We start from the raw sequence: 25,071 nt of genomic DNA, 5'->3' as shown, positions 1-25,071 counted from the left end.
TTTTATGAAAATAAATAATTTACATGGAGGGTTTTATGGAAATAAATGACGTTTTAGCGCGCATCAATGAATTAGCCCATAAGAAAAAATCCGGTCAGGAATTAACGGAAGCCGAATTAGTAGAAAAAAAAGAATTATATCGCATCTACTTAGACTTCATTCGCGGCCAGGTTATATCGCAAATGGATCGTGTTTCATTCGTTGATGAAAAAGGTAATATTACCAGTGCCAAGGATGTGGCGGCCGCCAATCAGGCTAAAAATACCAAATTAAGCTAATACACAAAACATTACACTGATAAAACAAGAAAATCCGGTGAGCACCCTGTGTTCACCGGATTTTTTTACATTTTATAAATGACCTAAGCGGTGCATTACGTCATATACAATCTTAGCTAAGCCATGCATTTGTTTTTTAGGAATGCTACAAGCGGCAATACGAATGCCGTGTTTCAAAGCGATAACATAAACATGTTCTTTAGTAAGTTCTTCCACGACTTCTTTAGCATGTTCGGTCGGAATGGTTAAGAAGAAACCGCCGCAATATGGCAAGCATGGCAAGCCTAATTCTTTAGCTTCCTCAGTAAAAATGTGAGCACGTTCTTGAACAAGTTCACAGTATTCGGCACGTTCCGCTTCATGAGCCGCCAACTTAGCCGGATCCATAACAATATTGGCCATGGTCCGCATAGCAGGACGGCAAATATTAGACCAAGTAGCACGCGATGTTAACGCATTAATTTCCTTAAATTCAGCCGCCACATCAGCATCGGAGGTAATACCAATCATAGCCCCTACACGTTGACCATACATAGTGAAACCTTTAGATAAGCTGTAACATGCTACTACCAAAATTTCTTTCGGCAATTGACTGAATTTCTTGAAGAAACGACGAACGGTCTGTTTTTCACCGGAATAATCGATATAGGCTACGTCGCAGGCGATGATAAATTTATTTTTACCATTGCCGATTACTTCTTTAGCAAAGGCAATTACTTTATCCCAATCTTCATCGGTTAAGCTGAAACCGGTTGGGTTATTCCCCGGTGAGTTGAAGATAGTCACTACATTTTCCTGTTTAGCCGCTACTTCCAATACTTTAGCCTTGAAGCCTTCAAAGTTGAACTTCAATTCCGCATCGAATAAAGGATAGGTTTCCAAATGGCGATGATTATCACCGCAAATTTGTTCATACGCACCCCAATACCAATCGGCGGTCAAAACGATATCTTCCGGATTGGTATAATTGTGCACTAAGTGATGAATCCCGCCTGTACCACCGGCCGTGGCCACAGCTTCTATTAAGGCATCCGGTCTGGATTCGCCAAAACATTCGCTTTTAGCGGCTTCCAAGAATTCAGGTAAACCAGCAATCGGTGCATATGCCACATATTCATTACGCGGCAAGTTTAAATATTCTTTTTCTACTGCTTTCAAAAAGACAATATTGCCTTCTTCGTCCATAATGGAGCCCAAGGTACCGTTAAGCACATTTTCTTTGCCATTAATTTTAGCATCTTCTTGCGCCCGTGCATTCATGACAAAAATATTGTCCTTTGCTTTTTTTCCCCTTGCGTGTGTTGCTGCCATACTCATAGTCATAACCGACACCATCCCATCTGTATTAATCAATTCCTTACTTAATAATAGCGAAAAAAAAAGCACCTTACAAGAGCAATCAGTTGAAAAATGACAAAATTATGATGTTTTTTGAAAAGAATATTGTATACAATATAGGCTATGCATAAATCATGTTTAAGACGCAAGTTAACGTGTACTTTAGAGCATAAACGAGGCATCTTTTTTCAATTTTTGCATACAAAAAACCGTGAATATCACCCAAAAGGATAAATATTCACGGTTTAAATTGCTTATAGCGTTTTCACAAAGTATGTGACACAAATTCTTTCTCAGTCCTTACATTATCTGTAAGACATCAGTGCAACAATTAGAAGTTGTAACCGATACCGGCATGGAAGCCTTTAACGGAACCATCACCATTATCTACACTGTATTTATCATATTGATAATATAAGCTGAGATCGAATTCATTATTTAATGCATAAGTAGCACCTACTTGGTAAGTATTTTTAATATCATTACCAAAGCCTACTTTTGCAAAACCTTGAAGACGATCTGCCAATGGCATATGACCGATTACCCCAACTTGTAAACCTGTTTCATGATCACCACCGGCTTTAATGTAAGTACCGCCTACATAACCATTAAAGTTAGGATGGAATTCATAAACAGCATTTAACTGATGATCTTTTACATCACTGCTCTGATCAAGGTTAACTTTATTATAAGAATACTGCAAAGCCCATTTGTCAGTTAAGCCGGTCTGCAAGTTAACGCCAAAACCGTCAGCATGACCGCTTTCACCGGTTACACTCTGGGAGAAGCTGTATTCAACACCAATCTTGCTGTCACCTTCGTTAATGTCTGTTACAGGCACAGCAGCTGCGAAGGCAGCACCTGTTAACATTGTAGCAGCTAAAGTAGCAACTAACACTTTCTTGTTCATAGAATTACCTCCTCTGTACACACATACACGCTTAGCAACCAACTTAGCGTTTCATAAATGTAGGGATTTCAGGACCTACACCGAATGGAGATTTAACAGCACCTGTTTTAGGTTGTGCGCCGAAGCCCGTAGCTACAACAGTAATCTGTACACGATCTCCTAAGTTTTCATCTATTACGGAACCGAAGATAATATTAGCTTCAGGATCCGCTGCTTCGGAAATGATTTCAGCTGCTTCGTTGATTTCGAACAAGCTCAAATCACCGCTACCGGTAATATTCAAGAGAATGCCTTTGGCGCCTTCGATGGAAGTTTCCAACAATGGGCTGTTAATAGCCATTTTAGCTGCGTCAACAGCGCGGTTTTCACCTTCGCCGATACCGATACCCATAAGAGCTTCGCCTTGGTTAGTCATGATAGTTTTAACATCAGCAAAGTCAAGGTTAATAAGACCAGGTACGGTAATCAAATCGGAAATCCCCTTAATACCTTGACGAAGCACATCATCCGCGGTACGGAATGCTTCGTTCAAAGGAGTTTTCTTATCAACAACTTGTAATAATTTATCATTAGGAATTACGATAATGGTATCCACTTTGCTGGTAAGCATTTCAATACCTTTATCAGCCTGGTTTTTACGACGTTTGCCTTCAAATGTGAACGGTTTGGTTACTACGCCAACAGTTAAGGCGCCCATTTCACGCGCACATTCAGCTACGATAGGAGCCGCACCGGTACCGGTACCGCCACCCATGCCTGCGGTTACAAAGACCATGTCGGAACCGGAGAGGGCTTTAGTAATTTCTTCACGACTTTCTTGGGCTGCTTCTTCACCAACCTGAGGGTTAGCACCGGCGCCAAGACCTTTAGTCAATTTTTCACCTAATTGAATTTTTATATCTGCTTTAGAATTATCCAAAGCTTGCGTTTCTGTATTAGCTACAAGGAAATCTACACCTTGAAGACCACTGTCAATCATACGATTTACGGCGTTACTTCCGCCGCCACCAACACCAATAACTTTAATATTTGCGAATTCCGACATTTACGTTCCTCCTCCTGTTGCCCGTAAAATTTATATGCCCTTTATTTCAAACAACATGATTATGTTCAATACTATTATAACTAGTTTCATTTCATTTTACACTATTTTTTTTATTTTTTCTACTCTTTTACAATAAAGTATACCTTATTTTGTGCGTCTTGACAAAAGCAAACGTCGAATGGCTGCGGTATTTTGAAATAAACGCAAGCCAAAGCTGATGAGTGCTACATAATAAAGGTCAATGCCCACAAAATTTCCCAGGAATACTAAGAGTGCGGCCAATAGTGAATTGGAAAAGAACCCGGTCAGAAATATCGACAAATTAAATATTCGTTCCAAAGCGGCACGCGTGCCACCAAATACACTGTCCAAAGCGGCCAACAAAGCAACCGATGTATACTTTGCATACACCGGCGGGATTTCAAGCGGTGACATTACACCGATAATAATACCCACTACCAAGCCTCCGACGATAAATAAGTACATCATTATTTTTTATCGCCTCCTTGCTTGACTGCCTGTAAATGTTCTTCTTTAAAAGTACCGTTAAAAGCAGGCACGATCATCTGATTTACTTCCTGAATCTTCAGTTCAATGCCCCAATACTTCAAAGACTCAACCACACCGCCACGCATGGTGAGCGCTGCGGATAAAGTCTTCGGATCCCCGATTGCCTTAATTACAAAGGGCGGTCCAAACACCTTGCCGTTAACCATAACCGTCGGTCCCGCACAACGTACTTCCGATGTGCCGGTTAACCGCTGGTCGTTAACCGCAATGGCCTCTGCCCCGCCGGCTCGCAATTCATTCAGAACACGTAAAAGGTCTTCGTCATGAATTAAGTATAGGTTCGGGTTTTCATTGTCTTTTACCGGTATTTTACTGTCATTAATAGTGATTATCACACCGGGTCCGGTCACATCTGTAAGGCCGGCCCGCTGCTTCAATAAATTGATGTCGCTGACCACGCTGGCCGACGCATCACCTTTTTGTATTTTTTCTAATTGTTGCCGCAGCTCATCACGTTCTTTTTCCGCCGCGGTCAGTTCACGTGCTAAATCTCCTGTTCGCTGCAAATGAATATTGCTTTCCGCTATGCTTTGCGTCATTTTATACTGACCGACCAACATAATCCCCAGCAACATGCTTACAGCCGCTATTGCCCAACGACCTTGCTTTAACATGCTTCCTCTTCCATTATTTCTTTAAGGCGTCTTAATAAACGGCGCCTTTACATTGACATCCAAATATTGTGCTGCCACACCGCGAGCCTTCACATCACGCAGCATATTTTCAGATAAAGGCCCTTTTTTATCCATATCCGATGTATCGCCTAAATGAAGCGGCAATCCATCTACCATATAAGCAATTAACTGATTAACATCACCTACATTAATTTCGGCAATCTCCTTACGACCTTCATCGCTTAATGAATTCAAATAGGACAAAGCCCCTTTAATGACCGGCGTATCAATTGTATCACCTAATAATACATTGCCCAATTTGATACCGGAGATAATCGTAGCTGACGTATCTTCGATGGCCGGGCCAAGATTAATGACTTGACCTTTCGCATCCAAGGTGGCAAAACCGAACTGCGTCGCCACTACCGCCGCCGGCCGACGTTCTGTTACATTCACTTGTAAAGTAAGCGGCAATACATACGTTACTTTAACCGAGTCAACCCGCAAATCATGCTGTAACCGTTCTTCCAACTGGCCGGCATTAATCTGCAACAGGTTAATCGGATATCGTATATTACCGGCCGCCATCACATCTGATACAGTTACATTCTTACTGCCCGTCACTGTTATCGTGCCAAACGGAATAGGCAAAATAAATAAAAGCAACCATAGTAATAACAAGCCACCGCCGATTAATACAACGCGACGACGCCATGCATGAGGATGTTTCGGTGGCTCCGGCGGTTCGCCGCCATCGCGATAATACCCGTTTTCATCGTGACCGTCCGGTGATGAATAGGTGCCATCAAAATCATATAAAGGTCGATTCGCCCCATTGTGGTTTCTTGGCGAATGTATCGATTGTTGCTCCCCATGGTAATTCGGCGAAGAATAGCCTCCCGGCGATTGTTCACCGGGCGGTCTGAATGTGGCCGTAGGATTTGGTTTTACTGGCTCCACCGGACCGGAATGCTGCCGATTATCTCTATTCATCTCAGTATCTCCAGTTTACTTAAAACTTACCTAAACCGGCGGTGAGCAGAATTTTTTCACATAAGGTAGGAAAATCAATTCCCATAGCTTTAGCGGATTTTGGAACCAACGAGGTCGCCGTCATGCCCGGAATTGTATTATATTCCAATACAAACGCTTCCCCTGCCTTATTGGTCATGAAGTCGATGCGAATTACGCCGGAGCATTGTAATTCACGATAAACAGTTTCACCGATAGCCTGTAATTTTTTAGTTAACGCTTCATCGATCGGAGCCGGTACCAAATAATCGGTAGCGCCGGTCGTATATTTTGAAGTGTAATCATATTCACCGGAATGTGGTCTGATTTCGATAACCGGTAAGGCTTTACCTTCCAATACGGGAACTGTAAATTCATGACCGTCCAAATACTGTTCTACCACCAAAATATTGTCGTATACGAGAGCTTCTTTTACACCTGCCGTAAGTTCGCTATCGTCACGTACAATGGTTACGCCGATGCTGGAACCTTGGGTAGCCGGTTTCAAAACAACCGGTAGCGTAAAGTTAGCTTTAATATCTGCTACAATGTCAGCTTCATTTTGCGTGGCTGCATTATAGGATTTTGCCGCAGCCGTCGGAATGCCGGCGCCTACAAACACATCTTTACTGATTTTTTTATTCATGCCTACAGCTTGCGCCATAACGCCGGAACCGGTATACGGAATGCCGGCCATTTCAAGTAAGCCTTGAAGGGCCCCGTCTTCACCGAACTTGCCGTGCAAGGCATTGAATACGATTTCGCCACCTAAGGCTTTAATATCGGCTAATAATTGTTCCGGTACCAATTCCAAAGTTTGCGCATCATAACCTAAACTACATAACGCTTCCGCAATGGCTGCACCGGTTCGACGAGATACCTCTGCTTCTTTAGAAGGACCACCCATTAATACGATAATTTTTTTATTTTTCATGATTATTCCTCTTCCAATGCTGCCAATAATTTAGGTCCGTATTGACTAATGCTGCCGGCGCCCATAGTAATTACCAAATCATCAGGTTGTAAAATTTGTTTTACCCTTTGCGGCACATCATTTACATCCGCAATATAATGAACATCCTGACCGGTAGTAGCTTTCACCATATCCGGAATAGAATGGCCGTCAATACCGGCAATCGGATCTTCACCGGCACTGTAAATATCCGTGATAAATAATACGTCCGCATTCACAAAAGCTTTACCAAATTCTTTTAACAATAAATTAGTACGGGTAAAACGATGTGGTTGGAATACGCAAACTACGCGATGTGATTCCAAGGCTTTGGCAGCACTCAACGTAGCGGCAATTTCCGTTGGATGATGAGCATAATCATCAACTACCCAAACGCCTTTTACATGGCCTTTCGTTTCAAAACGACGTTTCGCGCCGGTAAATTTAGCTAACGCTGCCACAACTACATCGGCGGGAATGCCACAATCGGTAGCCATAACAAAAGCGCCCAAAGAATTTAACGCATTATGCGTACCCGGCACTTTAAGACGAATAGTGGCAATCACTTCATCACCTTTCACGGCTTCATATACCAAAATGCCCTTCTCATAATGAATATTGCGTGCCCGGTAATCATTGGTTTCACCAAGACCGTAAGTAACAAACTTTCGGTCTACACGAGGCATCACTTTCTGAATCGACGGATTATCGCCACATACAACGGCTTTACCGTCCTTAGGTAATTTACCGACAAACTCACAGAAAGCATCCAATAAATGTTCCATTGTACCGTAGTGGTCCATATGGTCATTTTCAATATTGGTAATGACGATAGCCTTCGGATTCAATTTCAAGAAGGACCCGTCACTTTCATCGGCTTCGGCGATGCTGTATTCGCCGCGACCCCACTGACTGCTGCCGCCCAAATAATCCACTTCCCCGCCGATAATAACCGTCGGATCAAGCCCGGCTTCCACAAAAATCTGCCCCAACATAGAGGTTGTGGTGGTTTTGCCGTGCGCACCGGCAACAGCAATGCCCTTCGTTATATCCAACACGGCTTTAACGATATCGGAGCGATGTAAAATCGGAATCTGTAATTCCTGAGCTGCCATAAGTTCCGGATTATCTGCATGGATGGCCGTAGAACGAACAACCGCATCAACCCCTTTAACATAGTCCGCATTATGACCGATGTGAATGGTGGCGCCCATTTTACGGAAACGCTCGGTCACGGCCGACTCCTGAATATCGGAACCGGATACTTCAAATCCCTGACTGATTAAAATGTTGGCAATGGCCCGCATACCTGAGCCGGCAATGCCGATAAGATGTATTTTATGAATACCATTTAACATGGTGCAATCTCTCCTATTCTTTATTTTGCAATTTCCAGCGCTAATTGGGCTATATCGTGAGCCGCCGCCGGTTTTCCCAACGACTTGGCTGCCGCCGACATATGCCCCAATTCATGCGGATTGTTCATGAAGAATTCGATTTCACCAATCAAATCTTTACCTTGTAACATTTTATCCACAATCATACGAGCCGCTCCGGCACTTACCAACGCCCGCGCATTATACGTTTGATGATCTTCCGCCGCATAGGGGTACGGAATTAAAATTGACGGAATGCCTCGCACCGTAAGTTCCGCAAGGCCAACTGCACCGGCACGAAATACGGCTAAATCGGCAGCCGCCAAGGCTTTCGGCATTTCATGCAAATACGGCAAAATTATTGATGAATCACTGTAGGACTCACCGTCTTTAATATGTAATGCTTCAAGGACCCGATCATACTCACCGGACCCGGTTACATGAATCAATTTAATCCCCTTGCGGTTTTTAAAATACTCATGTACTTCAATCATGGCTGTATTAATACTGCGTGCCCCACGAGAGCCGCCGGCTATAAGAACGGCAAACTCATCATCTTGTAAGTTAAAAAACTCACGGCCTTCCGCTCGGGTATCAACCAATACTTCCGGACGCACCGGATTACCGGTATAGACAAGTCGCTTCGCTTTAGGAAATGCTTTTTTGGCATCTTCAAAACCAACCGCTACTACATCGACAAAACGGCTCAGTATTTTATTCGTAATACCGCCGATGGTGTTTTGTTCCTGAATAAGGGTCGGTACCTTCCGAAGAGCTGCGGCCAACAAAATCGGACCGCACACATAACCGCCCGTACCGATTACGATATCCGGTTTGAACTCCGAAATAATGCGCCCGGCCTGCCACAAAGAACTAAGCGTTTTGCCTAGTGTCACCAACGCATGCCACGACAAATTACGATTTAAACCTTCTACCGGCAATGTTTTAAAAGGAATTCCCTCTTTAGGCACTAAAGTAGCTTCGAGGCCTTTATCGGTCCCGATATATAAGAATTCAGCCTCCGTCATAGCGGCTATTTCTTTATAAATGGTAATGGCAGGATAAATGTGACCACCCGTGCCACCTCCTGAAATAATTATACGCTTCATGACTAAGACCCCTTCTTATTAGCCAACATATCAGCTAATGCATGTACTTCATTTTTAAAATCATCGCCTCGTTCTTCAAAACAATGATACCAATCAAAACTGGAGCATGCGGGTGATAATAAAACCACATCACCCGGCAGAGCAAGCTCATGACCTTTAGCTACCGCTTCGGCCATAGAACGGACGCGCAAAATGTTTTCAACACCGGCCGCTTTAGCCGCTTCCTCAAAACGTGCTGCCGCATCACCCATGAGAACCAAGGCTTTGGCATGGGTTTTAACCATAGCCATAAAATCGGTTAAATCCGTCATCTTATCATAGCCGCCGGCCAGCAAAACAACAGGCTCCTTAAACGATTCCAATGCTTTAATGGCAGAGTCCGTATTGGTTGCCTTCGAATCATTGTAATAGGTAGCGCCCTCGATAACCGTAACCCGTTCCAAACGATGTTCCACGGCTTTAAAATTAGCGATTACATCATGCAGCTGCGCAGCAGTAATCCCCAAATCATAGGCCAACGCAATGACTGCCAAAATATTTTCAATATTATGACGGCCCGGCAAATGAATATCCGCCGCACTGATAACAGCTTCCGCTTCATTATTGCGAACGGCAAACAGCTGATTATCCGCAAAATACGCTCCATCCGTCACACCATGTTCCTGACTGATGCAAAGTACTTTGCCCGGTACGCGCGGTACCATCCCCGCCACTAACGGATCGTCCATATTGAGAACCGTTCGTTCCTTCGATGTTTGTTGCTTAAACACATTCTCTTTAGCCGCCTGATAAGCTTCCATGGTTTTATGGCGCTGCAAGTGGTCCGGCGTAATATTTAACATAATGGCGCCCAATGGTTTAAATGTTTTTACCGTTTCCAATTGATAGCTGGACACTTCCGCCACCAAATAGCCATCTGCCGGAATTTCATAGGCCGCTTCACTCAATGAGTCGCCAATATTCCCGCCCACCATGACAGGCCGACCGGTTTGTTTCATAACTTCGCCCAATAAAGTGGTGGTCGTAGTTTTGCCATTTGTGCCGGTAACGGCGAGAATCGGTGCTTTGGAAATGTCATAGGCCACTTCCACTTCGCCTACAATATCCATGCCCCGTTTAGCCGCTTCCACTAAAATAGGAATGGTAAGGGCAATCCCCGGCGATACTACAATACGATCAACAGCCGCCAATAAATCATTATCCTGGCGGCCGGTAATAACGGTTACATGAGCCTCTTCCAATAGTGCCTTTTCAGCTGATGTAAACGCAACTTCTTTATAATCGTTTAAAGTAACGTCAGCCCCCATTAATCCCAACACATGAGCGGCCCCGATGCCGCTCCGACCTGCGCCTAACACTAAAATTCGTTTACCCTTGTACTCCATGATTACGCCTACCTATCGCATTACATAAATTAACAAACCACATACGGCAAACAAGCAACTGCCAAGCCAGAAACGGCTTACCACTTTTTGCTCACTCCAACCGGACAATTCGAAATGATGATGAATCGGACTCATTTTGAAAACGCGTACACCACGTGTTTTAAAGGACACAACCTGAATAATAACAGACAACGCTTCCATTACGAAAATACCGCCGATAATAATGAGCAATAATTCCGTTTTAGTTAAAATAGCCATCCCCGCAAAGGCACCACCCAAGGCCAAGGAACCGGTATCACCCATGAACACCTTAGCCGGATTAGAGTTGAAATATAAGAACCCCAGTACAGCACCGCAAAGGGCAATACCGAAGAAGGATACGCTCGGCTGTAACGCCAGCATGCCGATAACGGTGTAGGCAATAGCCGCAGCCGCCGACGTACCGGCTGCCAAACCGTCAAGACCGTCGGTCAAGTTAACGGCATTCGTAGTCCCCACAATAATGATGAAGACCAATACATAGTACATCATGCCTAAATCAAAAGTCGTATTTACAAACGGAACCCAGACGGTGGTAGGAATTACCATCACTTCCGTTGCAATATAGCAGAATACGGCAGACATAATAATCTGTCCCAATAATTTCTGTTTAGCCGTAAGACCTAAATTACGTTTTTTCACAGACTTAATAAAATCATCTAAGAAGCCCAACAGGCCATGACCTAATGTCAAAAACAACAATACCCACGTAGCCACTTGAAACGGTGCAAATACAAGAACTGTTATCACCATCGCCAAAAGCATGAAAATACCACCCATCGTAGGGGTACCCGCCTTAGCTAAATGGGCTTGCGGCCCGTCTTCACGTATGCTTTGTTGTGCATGTAACTGCCGTAACAACGGTATTCCTATTTTTCCGAGTATTAACGTTATTACCAAGGAGGTAATAAACGCGAATAATAATTGCATGGTCATTCGAACTATCGCTCCTTACATTACGGCCTTTATTAAGCCGATTAACTCACTATTTTTACATGGTTTTACAGATTTGTTATCTGCTTTAGCTTTATAGAAAAACAAAGCCGCTATCTATGGTAGTACATATAAGGCTGTAATGCAAATATAATTCTCGTTTTTTTGAAAAACTTCGGCTACAAACTACCACAACCGGACAAACGTCTTTATTGAAGTGCCTCACGGTCTTCAAATTCATTGACTACCCGTTCCATGCGAAGGCCACGGGAGCCTTTAACTAAAATGACATCCCCTTTAGCGCGCACATCGCAATATACATTAACCATATCTAAATGGCTGTCGCAAATTTTAGCTATGCGAATGCCGGCCGCTTTCGCTTCACGAGCAATAAATTTTGCGGCCTCACCAAAAGTATATACTTGATCGTAACCTTCCGCCACCAGTAAACGACCGATTTCGCGATGATGTTCTTCAGAAAACTCACCGAGTTCAAGCATATCACCGAGCATGGCGATTTTTCGTTTACCGTCGAGCTGCCCCAAGGCTTTAATCGATTCGGCCATAGACATAGGATTGGCATTATAGGCGTCATTAAGGACAACGAAGTCACCAAAAGAAACAATTTCCTGGCGCATCGGCATGCCTTTAAACGAACCCAAGGCCTTGGCGATTTTCTGTGAAGATACACCCAAGGAACGGCCTACCGCAATAGCCGCTAAGGCGTCATATACATTGTGTTCCCCAATCATCGGCAAGAATACATCGAATACTTCATCAAAACTGCGGCAAGTAAATTTGATACCATCTTTTTTATAACGCAATTTGAAACCTGAAATGGTAGCCTTTTCTTTGATGCCGTAATAGATGATTTTGCCATCGGTCAAATTCCCCATCTGACGAACAAATTCATCATCTTCATTTAAAATAGCCGTTCCGTCAGCCGGAATATGCTGAATCAATTCGCTCTTAGCTTTGGCGATGTTTTCACGAGACCCTAGGAGTTCAATATGACTATTGCCTACATTCGTAATCACGCCTACCGTCGGTTCGGCGATACGAGCCAATTCATCAATTTGACCGAGGCCGCGCATCCCCATTTCCACCACACAAGCTTCATGGTCGGCGGTAAGTTGCAACAATGTTTTCGGCAAACCGATTTCATTATTAAAATTCTTTTCGGTTTTAAGAACATTAAACTTACTGCCAAGTACAGCGGCAATCATTTCCTTCGTTGTAGTTTTACCGGATGAACCGGTAACAGCCACTACGGGAATATCAAAACGACGACGATGATAATTAGCCAATTGCTGATACGCCAATAGAGGCGATGCTACTTCAATGCAGATGAGATCTTTGGCAGTATGCCCCGGCTTTACCAAGGCACCGAGCGCTCCGTTGGCCTTTGCTTGCGGCAAAAAATCATGCCCGTCAAAAGTGTCACCCGTCAAAGCAACAAATAGCGAACCTTCTTCAATGGTACGTGTATCGGTGGATACATTAGTAAATACTGTTGTTTCACTTGCTTTCCCGTTGTAGGTACCGCCTGTTACGGTCAACACCTCCCGGAGCGTAAACTCTGCCATTTTTATCTCTCCTTTAATGCTTCACGGGCTACTTCCCGATCGTCAAAATGAATCGTTTTATCTTTTAAAATCTGATAATCTTCATGGCCCTTGCCGGCTATGATTACCACATCACCTGCTTTAGCATCCTTGATAGCGGCATGAATGGCGCTGCGGCGATCCGTAATAACGGAATATACCGAACCTTCCCGCAAACCTTCTTTTACACCTTCTGCCACTTGAGCTACGATTTGTTCCGGATCTTCTGTACGCGGATTGTCGGAAGTTACGAAGATTTCATCACCATACTGCGCGGCTATACGCCCCATAATCGGACGCTTCGTGGCATCACGGTCACCACCGCAGCCAAATACTACGATAATGTGACGCTCCACAATTTTTTGAGCTGTTTGCAGGATATTTTCCAAACCGTCCGGTGTATGCGCATAATCCACAACAACGGCGAACGGCTGACCTTCTTCTACCAACTCAAAACGGCCCGGTACTGCCGTGAAATCGCTCAATGCTTCAATAATGGCTTCCATCTTCACGCCTTCAAAGAGACAAGCACCGATGGCCGCCAAGGTATTGTACACATTGAAAAGACCGGTAATACGCATGTGAATCGGATATTCTTTACCTTCATACACAATATCATAGGCACTCGTCTTAGCCGTAATGGTAAGGTTTTCACCTTCCAAGGTACCTTTCCCTTTAGTGCCGTACGTAATGAGCGGTGCGGAGTTTTTCGCCATAACCCGTTCTCCGTAAGGATCATCGATATTAATGACAGCCCCTTTATTTTGCTTATGTTGATTTGGTGCGCTTACCTGTTCAAACAATTTACATTTGGCGGCCAGGTAATTTTCAAAGGTTTTATGGAAATCGAGATGGTCTTGTGTCAAATTTGTGAAAACAGCTGTGTCGTATTCCACGCCGGCTACTCGGTTAAGCGCCAAGGCGTGCGAGGATACTTCCATAATACAATGAGTTACCCCTTCGGCTACCATTTGCGACAAGATGTGCTGTAAATCAACTACATCAGGCGTCGTATTGTGAATCGGATAGGTTTTATCGCCAATAACTACGTGAACCGTACCGATAATCCCCACTTTGTGCCCCTGGGCTCGTAAGATATGGCCGATAATGTGGGTCGTTGTGGTTTTACCGTTTGTACCGGTTACCCCAATCATGCGCATCTTACAACCGGGATAGTCATAAAAAAACGGTACACATTGCTGCATAGCGATTCGTGTATCGTCAACGGTCAGTACACTTACCGTAGCCGGTACATCAATCGGTTCTGACGCCAATATAGCTACCGCACCGGCTTCAACGGCTTTTTGTACATAATCATGACCATTTACATGAGCACCGGTAAGGCAGATAAACAAACTGCCCTGTTTTACTTCGCGTGAATCCGCCGTAATATGGCTGATAACTGTATCGGTAGCTCCTTTGACGCTTACGCCGCTTATCACATTGATTAATTCTTGTACTGTTTTCACAATATTCCTCCATCTCAAACAAGGAAAGCAGCTCACGTCCGGAGCTGCCTCATACCGTAGTTTAGTCCCTGATGCGTGCAGATACATTCACATCACGTTCTACAGTAGTACCTTTGCTGTTGTACACAAAAGCATCGGGCAAAACCATTCCCAATTTATCTTGCGCAATCTGTTGAATCCGTGTAGGTGATTTCAATTCCGCCACTTCCAGACTCAACTCTTCATTATCTCTAGTCAATTGAACAACTTGTTGTTGCATGCTTACCAATTCATAACCGGCACCGGCTTTCACCACACGGCCTCCCAAAACAGTAGCACCTACAACACCCACCATAGCTAATAACACTAAAATTTGTTTCAATTCCGGCGACGCGTTACTAAATACACCAACCTGCTTCGCTCTACGTGTTGGTGTTGGTATATATGGTCTCGCCGTCGGTTGTGCAACACGTACACCAACTGTCTTTCTCGCTAACATATAATCAACCTCCCGTTATCTATACCTTCTCGGCTACGCGTAACTTGGCACTCCGTGCTCGCGGATTCGCTGTTACTTCTTCATTGCCGGGCTCAATCGCCTTATTTCTTGCTTTTACGACTGCCACATGATGGCAAACACAGACCGGCAGTTCCGGCGGACAAATACATCCGGTACTCAACTCCTTAAAGGTCTGCTTCGTAATTCTATCCTCTAATGAGTGGAAGGTAATAACACCGATGCGACCGCCCGGTTTTAATAAATCCACTGCATCTTTAAAACTATCTTTTAAAATAGCCAATTCCTGATTCACTTCAATGCGGATAGCCTGAAATGTTCGTTTGGCCGGATGCGGACCTTCACGGCGTGCCCCGGCGGGAATGGCTTGTTTAATAATTTTGGTTAATTCACCGGTGGTAGTAATCGGTTTTTCAGAACGAGCCGCTACTATGAATTGTGCAATTCGTTTCGCCCATCGCTCTTCCCCATAATCCTGAATGATTCGCACCAAGTCAGCTTCACTGTAGCCATTGACTACATCCTGAGCCGTCAAGTTCCCCTGCCTATCCATGCGCATGTCCAAAGGACCGTCCTGCATGTAGGAAAACCCTCGTTCGGCTGTATCCAGCTGATAGCTTGAAACGCCTAAATCAAAGATAAACCCGTCTACTTCCGTAATGCCGCGGCTCGTAAGGGCCGTTTTTAAATCTTTGAAATTAGTGGGAATCGTCATAACTTGGCATTTCAAATCTCTTAATCGTTCCGTCGCGGTCGCCAACGCTACTTCATCTTGATCGAGTCCGATGAGTAAACCGTCAGCGGCCAATTGCTCGCCTAACGCATGAGCATGACCGGCTCCGCCCAGCGTGCAATCCACGTAAATCCCATGGGGATTCGTTAATACAGCGTTCACTGTTTCGTTAAGCAATACGCTTACATGATGAAATTCCATGGGTCCGCTCCTTTCCGACTTTCAAATTATGTCTTAACCCTTAAATTACAAGAAGAAATCTTCCATGTTTTCCGATAATTGTTCCATATTATCATCCATGTCTTCCTGGTAAGCCAACCAATGTTCACGGTTCCAAATTTCTACGTGATCCCCGATACCGAGTACCATCACTTCTTTTTGAAGTTTGGCAAATTCACGCAGTGTAGCCGGTACCAAAATACGACCTTGGCGATCGAATTCCAACTCGGTAGCATTGGCAAAAAGTTGACGTTTAAGCCCACGAACACCGGCTTTGTTGTTCGGTTGCTTCATCATCTGCATGGCCTTGGCGGTAAATACTTCGGTCGTATAAATGGCGAGACAATTATCGTAGCTCTTGGACATAATACAGGTTTCGCCTAATTGTTCGCGCAATTTTGCAGGAATAATTAAGCGTCCCTTCGTATCAATGGTATGTGAATATTCACCCATGAACATCATTGTCTCACCTCCTTTTACACTTTCCCTATCTTATCTACCACTATATGGTAAATTCTACCACATTCCCCCACTTAATAACAATAAAATCTGCAAATTTTAGCGAAATTTAGCAAAAAAATCTTTTAACCAAACATTTAATCGTAAATTGGCTCCACTATTACGATTTTTTGTTCTCTCTTTTAGTTGATATGTGCGAAAAAATAAGGTTTTATTTTTTGAGGTCCTCCACTTCGCACCACCACAAATAAAAAATCAGTGACAAATACCACTTTTTGACACCGATTATTTTCAAAACCTTCAGCCCTTGCTAAAAATCCCCCACTTTTTGGAACGCAGCAGCACCACTTTTTGGGATACAGCCGCCCCCACTTTTGATCCTCTACAGTCTCGTTTTCGGCACACCGGCTCTTTTTGGTGCATTGCCTCTCTAACGCAGAAAGACTCCGGTTTTCAGTATTCATTTACTTCATGTGAATGCAATCTTTTTTCATCATTTATGATAATTATCTATATCAGTCAAAAATAATGCTTACATCTGCTATACTATACTTAGACAGATAAAATGATTAAATTAACCCCTTACATGCTTACTATAGAAAGGACTAATTCTATGAGCATAGAGAAAACACCGCATACGACTCACGGCTCACGCTCTCACGGAACTACCAGGTCGCGCAGTCATCAACATCAAATAAAACATGATAAACACTGCTCCCGAGGTCCTTCCGAGTTTCAAATTATGTGCGAACCGTTTGTAGCGATTCACCGTAAAATGGAACTCCTCCTTGACTACGGTCAGTTACTCATGCAAAACGGCGCCAACACCAATCACATTCAACGTGATATGATGCGCGCCGCCTCTTACATGGGCATTCCACCTCAATTTGTTCATATTCACATAACCTATATGACCTTAATGTTGAACATTAATGATGAAAAGCACTCTTATACGGTTTTTCGCAAAACACCGTTACATGGGGTGAATATGACCATACTTTCAACACTTTCTAAATTAACCTGGAAAGCCATTGAAAATAATTACAGTCTCGATGAATTCGAAGATCATTTGAAAACGATTAAGGCCGCACCGCCTAAATATCCGACGCCCCTACTCGGTCTGGCAGCAGGTCTTGCGTGCGGTGCCTTCAGCATTTTATTCGGTGCCACTTGGTTAGCCGCCTTAGTAACCGTCATCTGTGCGGTCATCGGTTTTATAACCCGCTACATTTGTCATCACTATCAAATCAACTTTTATTTTGGCATCGTAGCGGCCTCCTTTGCCGCCACATTTACAGCCAATCTGATTAATACCACCTTTGAATCAGGCAGCATCGTGTATGCTATGGTCAGTTGTACCCTCTTTCTGATTCCCGGCGTCCCTCTGATCAACGCTGTAGATGATATGATTAATAACCATATTGTATCCGGTATGACAAGGGCCATGCATACGCTTTTAATCGTTAGCAGCATGTCCGTCGGTATCGCCATGGCTCTATATTTCGACCATGTCTCCACCTTTACCCACCTAAATATTACACCGGTTGTAGTTACACCGATTCAGGCAATCGCCGCTGCCATTGGGGCGGTAAGTTTTGCCACTATTTTTAATACACCGTATCGGCTACTTTGGGTAATCGCTATAGGCGGTACCATCAGCGTCATTACGCGGAACATACTCATAGTGGATTTCGGTTTTACCATCGTCGGCGCCAGCTTTGTGGCATCCGCCATCATTGGTTTAATAGCCTTAAAAACATATAAATTATTGCGAACGGCTCCTTTGATTTTATCGATTCCGTCCGTAATTCCACTGATTCCGGGCGTACTCTTATATCGTTTCTTGTTCGGCTTGCTCACCATTAATTCGCTTACTCCGGATAATCTGCTATTCGCCTTGCGCAGCGGGATTACCGGGGTCTTCACCATAATTTGTATTGCCATCGGTGTAGCCATTGCCCACATTATTGCCAGAAGCTATTTGGATCGCAAAAAGGAGATTTCTTTGCACAAAGCGCTTCGCGAACGGCAGAAGTCGCTTTCGGAATAAAAAGAGTTGCCCCGGCATTCTTTATCGGTAAAATGGCACTTTGAATTGCTGAGATATAAAAATATATCGCCTCCACAGGCTTGGTTTTTCTACGAAAAAAGACCCTTTGGAGGCGATATATTTTTTATATAAAATCATCATACAGCAAGTACGATAGTGCCATTTTACTTGCTAACATCGTTGCCGGGGCAATTCTTTTTATTTAGGCGAGCCGCTCTTTCTGCCAAAGCGACAGCGCCTTTATGCAAAGAGTGTGGGGTATCGGGAAAAGGGTGAGCCGCTCATACTGCCAATGCGAAGGCGCCTTTGTGGCAAAGAAAGCGGAGGTGGAGGAGTGTGGGTGGATTTAAAATAAAAGCTAAATGTGATTTAGGCATAAAAAAGGGGCGTCCACGATTTGTGAACGCCTCTTTTGCATAGCTTGGATTGCTAGTTTTGTTGTTATTAAATTATAACTGAGCTTCGATAGCTGCTTTTAATTCGTTTTGTGGAATGTAACCGATTTTGCGGTCTACTACTTCACCGTTTTTAATGATAGCGAATGTAGGCAATACTTCGATGCTGAATTCTTTAGCTAATTCTACCACTTCGTCAGTGTTAACTTTAGCGAATACAACTTTGTCGCCCAATTCTTCGGACAAAGCTTCAAAAATCGGCATCATGCGTACGCAGTAACCGCACCATGGAGCCCAAAAGTCCACGATTGCTACTTCTTTAGAAGTTACGGTATCTTTAAAGTTTGCTACTGTTAATTCTGTTACGTTTGCCATAGTTAAATAACCTCCTAAATCAACAAATTTACAAATTGTTGAAAATAAATATCAATATATGTGTTAATTATATTAAACTACAAATTTAGTTGCCGGTCAAATCTGAACTAAAACACAGTCCTGAATGACTTCAAAACCAAGCTCATTGGCCTTAGCCACTACGGCCGGTTTATCTGCCCCCGGTTGCAACCAAACTACCGAAATCCCCAACTTTTGGCAATCATCCAAAGCCTGTAAACCTACAGCCTCGGGAACGACAAAATCCACTACTTCGGGAACTTCCGGTAAATCGTGAAGTGACGCATAACAAGTGGCGCCATCGATCTCATTTACATTAGGGTTTACCGGATATACTTTATATCCGTGATCACGCAAACAAGCATATATTTTATAGCCGAATTTTTCTTTACGGCTTGTTGCGCCCAGTACTGCCCAAACTTTTTTAGTCAGTGCTTCTTTTGGTGTCATCCTATCACCTCAACTCTCTATATTTATTATATCAAAACATCGAAATTTGTCAATTTAATTTGATTATTTTTTAGATAATTATTATCAAGACTACAATTCAACAAAGCTTCCCATGTGAGTCCGCCGAATTTGTCTAATTGGGATGATGAAACTAGTCCTGCCGCCAATGCCAAATGCCCCAAAATCATAGACGCACTATAGCCGCTCATTCTCAATTCACGCAAGGTTATACTCTGTTGCCTTTTTGATAATCGATAGCCTTCCTCATCAACAATTAAGGGCGCATGCGCATAGCGCGGCGCCTTGGCCCCCAGGCACTCATAGAGCCACAATTGACCGGCCACAGCCGGCAATAAATCATAGCCGCGCACAATATCAGTAATGCCCATAGCTATATCATCCATAACAACGGCTAAATTATAGGCAAACATGCCATCGGCGCGACGAACAATAAAATCATCTTGTGCCGGAATGAGTTCTTCCCGTTGCGGTCCTTGCCAAAAATCAGTAAATTCATACAGTCGCGGATCTACTTTTATGCGCCACGAAGGATTCTTACGCTCACCTAAAGTCTGTCGTTCCGCATCACTCAAATTGCGGCAACGACCGTCATAATGCGCAATCCCTTCATGACCATGAGGAGCCGATGCAATGCTCTGCAATCGGGCGCGGTTACAAAAACAAGGATATACAAGACCTTCCGCCTGCCATTTGGAAATCTGAGCTTCATATAAAGGATACCGTTCACTTTGCCAATACGATTCATGAGGACCACCTACGCGCGGGCCTTCATCCCAAGTAAGCCCAAACCATTCTAAATCATCCAGCAAATCTTCCCCATACTGTCTTTTCGCGCGCTGTATATCGATATCTTCCATGCGCAAAACATAGGTACCTTGTTGCTGTTTCACCTGTAGCCACGACAGCATGGCAATCCATAGATTACCTAAATGAAGATATCCCGTAGGGCTTGGTGCGAATCGGCCTTTCACCGTACCATTCTCCGTGTCAATCATTGTGCCAATTGCTCCCAAATTTCATACAATTCAGCCAATTTATTAGTAACCACTTCCATTTGCGCCGCCGTTTCCGCCATGGCTTCCGCATCTTCCTGCAAAGCCGGATTTTGTATTTGCACTTCGTACATTTTCAGCGTAGCTTCCAAACGGGCAATTTCGGTTTCTGTTTCTTCCAATTTTTTGGCTTGCATATAGGAATTTAACTTTTTATCACCGGAATCTTCGGTACCGCCGTTGCTGCCGGTATTTTTACCTTCATTCGAACCCAAACTATCAACTGAGTTCGTATCCGCATTATTGCTGCTGCGTTTATTACTACTCGAACGTTCTTTATTTTGACCACTTTGTTCAGCGGCCAAGGCGGCCAAATCCTGCTGTTCTTTGAGCTTCGCCTTATAGTAGCTGTAATTGCCAAGGTATTCTTCCACGCCTTCCGGCTCTAACACCAAGGTTCGTTTGGCCACTTTATCCAAGAAATAACGGTCATGGGACACGACCAGCAAAGTGCCGGTAAAGTTCATCAAAGCCTCTTCCACCACTTCCCGGGTCGGAATATCTAAATGGTTGGTCGGTTCGTCAAGAATTAAGAAATTATTGCCTTGCAAGAACAAGATCAACAAACTTAAACGAGCCCGTTCACCACCGGACAAATCACGAATTTCCTTGAAAACATCATCCCCTTGGAACAAAAACATGCCCAGTACATTACGCGCTTTTTCCTCGCTGTAGTTAAAATGACTCATGATTTCATCTATCGGCGTCCAAGCAGAATGTAATTCTTCGTGTTCCTGTGAAAAATACCCCACCGATACCCGGCTGCCGATGTCGATAAAGCCCGCTTCCGGCGTCAATTCACCGGTAATCGCTTTTAACAAAGTGGATTTACCGGCCCCGTTCGGTCCGATGAGAGCCACCGCTTCACCGCGGCGAATCATAAAGGACACATCCTCTACAATGTCGCGCTCACCATAGGATAAAAATAACTCTTCTACGGTTAACACTTTATCCGCACTGAATTCGGCTTTAGGAAATCTAAATTTTAAAGTTTGCGTCTGTTCCGGTGCATCCAACCGTTCTAAACGATTTAGCTGCGACTGACGACCTCTGGCCATTTTAGATTTAATCCCGGCGCGGTACTTATCGATATATTCTTCCGTTTTGCGAATATATTCCTGCTGCTTCTCATAGGCGTTTTGCTGTGCCTTATGTTGCGCTTCACGTTGCTCCACATAGCGGCTGTAATTACCGCGATAGCTGGTCGCCTTATGATGCTCCAATTCGACTATGCGCGTTGTTACGCGGTCGAGGAAATAACGGTCATGGCTGATGATTAAGATACCGCCGCCGTAAGAGCTCAAATAATTTTCCAACCATTCCAACATGTCCATATCCAAATGGTTAGTCGGTTCGTCTAAAAATAAAAAATCAGGGCGGCGAACTAACGCTTTCGCCAAATTAATACGCGTTTTTTGCCCACCGGAAAATTCAGACACGGATTTCGTTAAATCTTCATCGGAAAAGCCAAGACCGTAAGCAATACGGCGACTTTGGGCCTCATAATCATAACCGCCGAGCCAATCTAAACGATCCTGAATACGGGCGAGCTGTTTGAGCAAACTTTCATCATGCGGATTCGTTTCAAGCTTAGCCGATACGTCCTGTAATTGCCCTTCCCAATATTGCACATCGGCAAAGGCTTTTTGAATTTCAATAGCTAAACTGTCGTCCCCTAAATTGATATCCTGCTGCAAATAACCGATTGTGGTAGCACTGTCTTTGACAACCTGACCTTCATCATATTCTTCAATGCCCAACAGGCATTTCATGAGCGTCGATTTACCCGCCCCGTTAGGGCCCACCAAGCCGACACGCTCACCATGTTTTATTTCAAAGGATACTTTGTTAAACACTTGGCGCACACCAAATGATTTACTTAATCCTATTACGCGGATTTGTTCCATCCTCTAAGCCTCCGTTCAATCATATACTCTTCTATTATATCATAGAGGACTGTCCGTTGGGGCCTCCACCGTATCAGCTTTTACAAAAATACACAATTCAACACTGTCCTTAGTCTTACGGGCATGCTGAAATAGTTTTCCCAATAAAGGAATATCGCCGAGGAGCGGAATTTTTGAAAACTGTTTTCCCTCTCGATTATCCATGAGCCCACCGATGACGAGAATCTCACCGGGCTGTAAGTGGACCCTGGTATGCGCTTCCCGCGTAGTAATACGATAAGCTTTCAGTTCCGTAACCATGGCAGGACTGCTCACTTCCGCATGAATATCCGCTTCAATACTGTTATCTTCCGTCACAAACGGTGTACACGTAAGCCGAATCCCCGCCTCTTCATAGCGTGTGGTGGTGCGACTTTCTGTACCGTCCTTCACCTCTTCGAGCACGGGAATGCGGTCCCCGATTAAAATCTTCGCCTCTTCACCATTCACCGCCATAATAGAAGGTCTCGCAATTAAAACCGTTTTATTATTTGTTTGCTGCGCACTCAATTCCGGCTTGAACCAGAATGTATAAGGAGTCCCTTCCGGAGCTCGCCCAAATTGAATGCCCCCATACGAGTTTGTGTCATCCTTATTACGGCCGGTCAAACTCTGCCACGACCATTGTATGCCCGTTTCCTTAACAAAATTATGCTCAATGGCCACAACGGCTACTTCTAAGCGGATTTGTTTGGGACTGATATCCAGCATGGGCAAAATATCATGGACCTGCCGTAACTGAGACGCCGTGCCATAGACCATAACCTGATTACTCCCTTTTACCACCTTAATATTCTTCTCCGGCACAATGGCCGCCAAGGTATCACCTAAGGCCTTAGGCGAAATGTGTCGAGGCGTTAACACTTCAGCCACCCGAGCATCTTTATCCCCCATGCCTTGTCCATCCACAATCCAAAGTCCATCCGATTCATACAAGCTGAAATGCTTTATGGACGCCAAACGCTTTAATGCGGCAATACCGCTCGTTTCATTAAGGCGTATCGATACGGTTCCTTCCAGCGTTTCCGTACCGGTAATGGGAATGCCTTCACTACGTGCGATGGACTGCACTAAACTGCTCAAATTACTGTTGTTTACCGTCATGGACAAAGCGGCCACCGATTCACCGCACAGATGAAATTGCACAATAATAACAAATGCTGCTAAAACCCTTAATCCCCTTAATATTCTTAATACTCTTAATACCCTTAATACCCTTAATACCCTTAATACCCTTAATACTCTTAATGCTCTTAATGCTCTTAATTCTCTTAAAATACTTAATACGCTAACTAACATCCCAAGATTACTCCCTTGCTCCAAACTATTCCACATATAACCAACGGCTGCCGCCGGCACTGCTTATTAAAACAGCACGGTCCGATATCTGTTTCACGGTCACACCGCTCGGCCCCTCGCCGACACCATAACAACCTTCGCTGCCATCGCTTGTCAAAATTGCCATCGGTGTTGGTCCCGTAATAATGCCGGTAACTTTTATAGCAGTCGCAGAATTTCGCCGATTGCCATAACTGCCCGTACTTTCCGCGCCGGAGTCGCCGTTATAAGCACGACCGCTGCGATCATAATTGTTACCACTATATGCGGCATAATTATTGGTGCGCCGCCCCCTATTCGAGCCATTTACATATGGAGTATTGAAAGCTTCTGCTTGTCCGTAACCATTGCCTACACCGCTATTTCCCGTACCTCCCTTTTGTGCGGTTTGAGCCGCACCGACCATGACCGTGCTGTCCTCATTTAACAGCGAATGGGTAAACGGATCATCCAGCGGGCGGCCTCTTAAAACACCGGCTAAACTAATTGCCGGTGCTACAAATAAGCCTGCGTCTTTGCCCTTCCCGGTGGCCCCGCCTGTAATTAAGCCGGTACCGGAACGACCTCCCGTACGAACCGAATCTGATATAAAACCTCCGCGAGCTTGTCCCTGAACAGCCCCGCCACGACCCGCTTTATCGTCTAAACTTGCGATTCCGGAAGCAGAATCGGCTCCTGCGTGGTCCGCCGCCAAATTACTTACCTTTGTCCATTGAGATGTATATAAACCGTAGAGACAAACGAGGCAAAATAAAAAGACCGCCCCGTATGAACTGCACCCCAAAAATTGGACACAATTTTTGGAGGTGCAGTTTTTTTATGGCAAAGTATTCTAAAGAAATTAAAGAAAAAGTTTACTGTCTATTTGAGCGTGGATGGGGATTCC

The 25,071-nt window shown here is 44.2% G+C and carries 24 protein-coding genes; 2 read left to right on the top strand and 22 right to left on the bottom strand.

Annotation, left to right across the window (positions count from 1 at the left end; all coding sequences use genetic code 11):
• The first annotated feature begins 35 nt into the window (after positions 1-35).
• A complete protein-coding gene (locus E7204_RS04055; protein WP_295181784.1) occupies positions 36-278 on the top strand; it encodes a DUF896 domain-containing protein in 243 nt (80 codons plus the stop codon).
• A gap of 72 nt (positions 279-350) precedes the next feature.
• Here E7204_RS04055 and E7204_RS04050 read toward each other — a convergent pair whose 3' ends face one another.
• From E7204_RS04050 to mraZ, 16 genes are all read right to left on the bottom strand, one after another.
• Positions 351-1,601 carry an aminotransferase class I/II-fold pyridoxal phosphate-dependent enzyme gene (locus E7204_RS04050; protein WP_295181781.1) on the bottom strand — a complete coding sequence of 417 codons (1,251 nt, stop codon included), beginning with the start codon at positions 1,599-1,601 and terminating at the stop codon, positions 351-353.
• A gap of 346 nt (positions 1,602-1,947) precedes the next feature.
• Positions 1,948-2,526 (bottom strand): outer membrane beta-barrel protein, encoded by a 579-nt coding sequence (locus E7204_RS04045; protein WP_295181778.1) that lies wholly within the window; start codon positions 2,524-2,526, stop codon positions 1,948-1,950.
• A gap of 43 nt (positions 2,527-2,569) precedes the next feature.
• Positions 2,570-3,571 carry a cell division protein FtsZ gene (gene ftsZ / locus E7204_RS04040; RefSeq protein WP_021841487.1) on the bottom strand — a complete coding sequence of 334 codons (1,002 nt, stop codon included), beginning with the start codon at positions 3,569-3,571 and terminating at the stop codon, positions 2,570-2,572.
• A gap of 144 nt (positions 3,572-3,715) precedes the next feature.
• A complete protein-coding gene (locus E7204_RS04035; RefSeq protein ID WP_127058263.1) occupies positions 3,716-4,060 on the bottom strand; it encodes a small basic family protein in 345 nt (114 codons plus the stop codon).
• The gene (locus E7204_RS04030) at positions 4,060-4,755 is read right to left on the bottom strand and encodes a DUF881 domain-containing protein (protein ID WP_295181773.1); all 696 of its coding nucleotides are present in this window, start codon (positions 4,753-4,755) and stop codon (positions 4,060-4,062) included. The genes E7204_RS04035 and E7204_RS04030 overlap by 1 nt, the downstream gene beginning before the upstream one ends.
• Positions 4,756-4,776: 21 nt before the next feature.
• Positions 4,777-5,748: an FtsQ-type POTRA domain-containing protein gene (locus E7204_RS04025; protein ID WP_295181771.1), complete on the bottom strand. Its 972-nt coding sequence runs from the start codon at positions 5,746-5,748 to the stop codon at positions 4,777-4,779.
• A 19-nt stretch (positions 5,749-5,767) separates the two neighbouring features.
• On the bottom strand, positions 5,768-6,700 hold the full coding sequence (locus E7204_RS04020) for a D-alanine--D-alanine ligase (protein WP_295181768.1): 933 nt from the start codon (positions 6,698-6,700) through the stop codon (positions 5,768-5,770).
• Positions 6,701-6,702: 2 nt separating this feature from the next.
• Entirely contained in the window at positions 6,703-8,076 is a 1,374-nt protein-coding gene (gene murC / locus E7204_RS04015) for a UDP-N-acetylmuramate--L-alanine ligase (RefSeq protein ID WP_295181765.1), read from the bottom strand.
• A 20-nt stretch (positions 8,077-8,096) separates the two neighbouring features.
• Positions 8,097-9,203 (bottom strand): undecaprenyldiphospho-muramoylpentapeptide beta-N-acetylglucosaminyltransferase, encoded by a 1,107-nt coding sequence (murG, locus tag E7204_RS04010; protein WP_295181763.1) that lies wholly within the window; start codon positions 9,201-9,203, stop codon positions 8,097-8,099.
• A gap of 2 nt (positions 9,204-9,205) precedes the next feature.
• Positions 9,206-10,588, bottom strand: coding sequence for a UDP-N-acetylmuramoyl-L-alanine--D-glutamate ligase (gene murD / locus E7204_RS04005; protein ID WP_295181761.1), 1,383 nt, complete (start codon positions 10,586-10,588; stop codon positions 9,206-9,208).
• A 12-nt stretch (positions 10,589-10,600) separates the two neighbouring features.
• Positions 10,601-11,563: a phospho-N-acetylmuramoyl-pentapeptide-transferase gene (gene mraY / locus E7204_RS04000; protein WP_295181759.1), complete on the bottom strand. Its 963-nt coding sequence runs from the start codon at positions 11,561-11,563 to the stop codon at positions 10,601-10,603.
• Positions 11,564-11,769: 206 nt separating this feature from the next.
• A complete protein-coding gene (gene murF / locus E7204_RS03995; protein WP_295181757.1) occupies positions 11,770-13,146 on the bottom strand; it encodes a UDP-N-acetylmuramoyl-tripeptide--D-alanyl-D-alanine ligase in 1,377 nt (458 codons plus the stop codon).
• A 2-nt stretch (positions 13,147-13,148) separates the two neighbouring features.
• Positions 13,149-14,633, bottom strand: a complete 1,485-nt coding sequence (locus E7204_RS03990; protein WP_295181756.1) for a UDP-N-acetylmuramoyl-L-alanyl-D-glutamate--2,6-diaminopimelate ligase — start codon at positions 14,631-14,633, stop codon at positions 13,149-13,151.
• Between the two features lie 61 nt (positions 14,634-14,694).
• Positions 14,695-15,111 (bottom strand): cell division protein FtsL, encoded by a 417-nt coding sequence (locus E7204_RS03985; protein ID WP_295181754.1) that lies wholly within the window; start codon positions 15,109-15,111, stop codon positions 14,695-14,697.
• 19 nt (positions 15,112-15,130) lie between these two features.
• Complete coding sequence (gene rsmH, locus E7204_RS03980; RefSeq protein ID WP_295181752.1) at positions 15,131-16,063, bottom strand: 16S rRNA (cytosine(1402)-N(4))-methyltransferase RsmH; 933 nt, start codon at positions 16,061-16,063, stop codon at positions 15,131-15,133.
• A gap of 45 nt (positions 16,064-16,108) precedes the next feature.
• Positions 16,109-16,543 (bottom strand): division/cell wall cluster transcriptional repressor MraZ, encoded by a 435-nt coding sequence (gene mraZ, locus E7204_RS03975; RefSeq protein WP_021841474.1) that lies wholly within the window; start codon positions 16,541-16,543, stop codon positions 16,109-16,111.
• Between the two features lie 610 nt (positions 16,544-17,153).
• Here mraZ and E7204_RS03970 point away from each other — a divergent pair.
• Positions 17,154-18,590, top strand: a complete 1,437-nt coding sequence (locus tag E7204_RS03970; protein ID WP_295181750.1) for a threonine/serine exporter family protein — start codon at positions 17,154-17,156, stop codon at positions 18,588-18,590.
• Positions 18,591-19,039: 449 nt separating this feature from the next.
• Here E7204_RS03970 and trxA read toward each other — a convergent pair whose 3' ends face one another.
• From trxA to E7204_RS03940, 6 genes are all read right to left on the bottom strand, one after another.
• Entirely contained in the window at positions 19,040-19,360 is a 321-nt protein-coding gene (gene trxA / locus E7204_RS03965; protein WP_021841472.1) for a thioredoxin, read from the bottom strand.
• 96 nt (positions 19,361-19,456) lie between these two features.
• Positions 19,457-19,828: a CoA-binding protein gene (locus tag E7204_RS03960; RefSeq protein WP_127058251.1), complete on the bottom strand. Its 372-nt coding sequence runs from the start codon at positions 19,826-19,828 to the stop codon at positions 19,457-19,459.
• A 26-nt stretch (positions 19,829-19,854) separates the two neighbouring features.
• Complete coding sequence (gluQRS, locus tag E7204_RS03955; RefSeq protein ID WP_295181749.1) at positions 19,855-20,844, bottom strand: tRNA glutamyl-Q(34) synthetase GluQRS; 990 nt, start codon at positions 20,842-20,844, stop codon at positions 19,855-19,857.
• Entirely contained in the window at positions 20,841-22,808 is a 1,968-nt protein-coding gene (locus E7204_RS03950) for an ABC-F family ATP-binding cassette domain-containing protein (protein WP_295181748.1), read from the bottom strand. Before E7204_RS03950 ends, gluQRS begins: the two co-directional genes overlap by 4 nt.
• Positions 22,809-22,847: 39 nt before the next feature.
• The gene (locus E7204_RS03945; protein ID WP_295181747.1) at positions 22,848-23,993 is read right to left on the bottom strand and encodes a secretin N-terminal domain-containing protein; all 1,146 of its coding nucleotides are present in this window, start codon (positions 23,991-23,993) and stop codon (positions 22,848-22,850) included.
• A gap of 178 nt (positions 23,994-24,171) precedes the next feature.
• On the bottom strand, positions 24,172-24,969 hold the full coding sequence (locus E7204_RS03940; RefSeq protein ID WP_295181746.1) for a hypothetical protein: 798 nt from the start codon (positions 24,967-24,969) through the stop codon (positions 24,172-24,174).
• Positions 24,970-25,071 lie beyond the last annotated feature (102 nt).

This window comes from Veillonella sp., from assembly GCF_015058545.1.
Lineage (GTDB): Bacteria > Bacillota > Negativicutes > Veillonellales > Veillonellaceae > Veillonella_A.
Note: the sequence above shows the minus strand (reverse complement) of the source record. Positions and strands in the feature narration are given on the sequence as shown.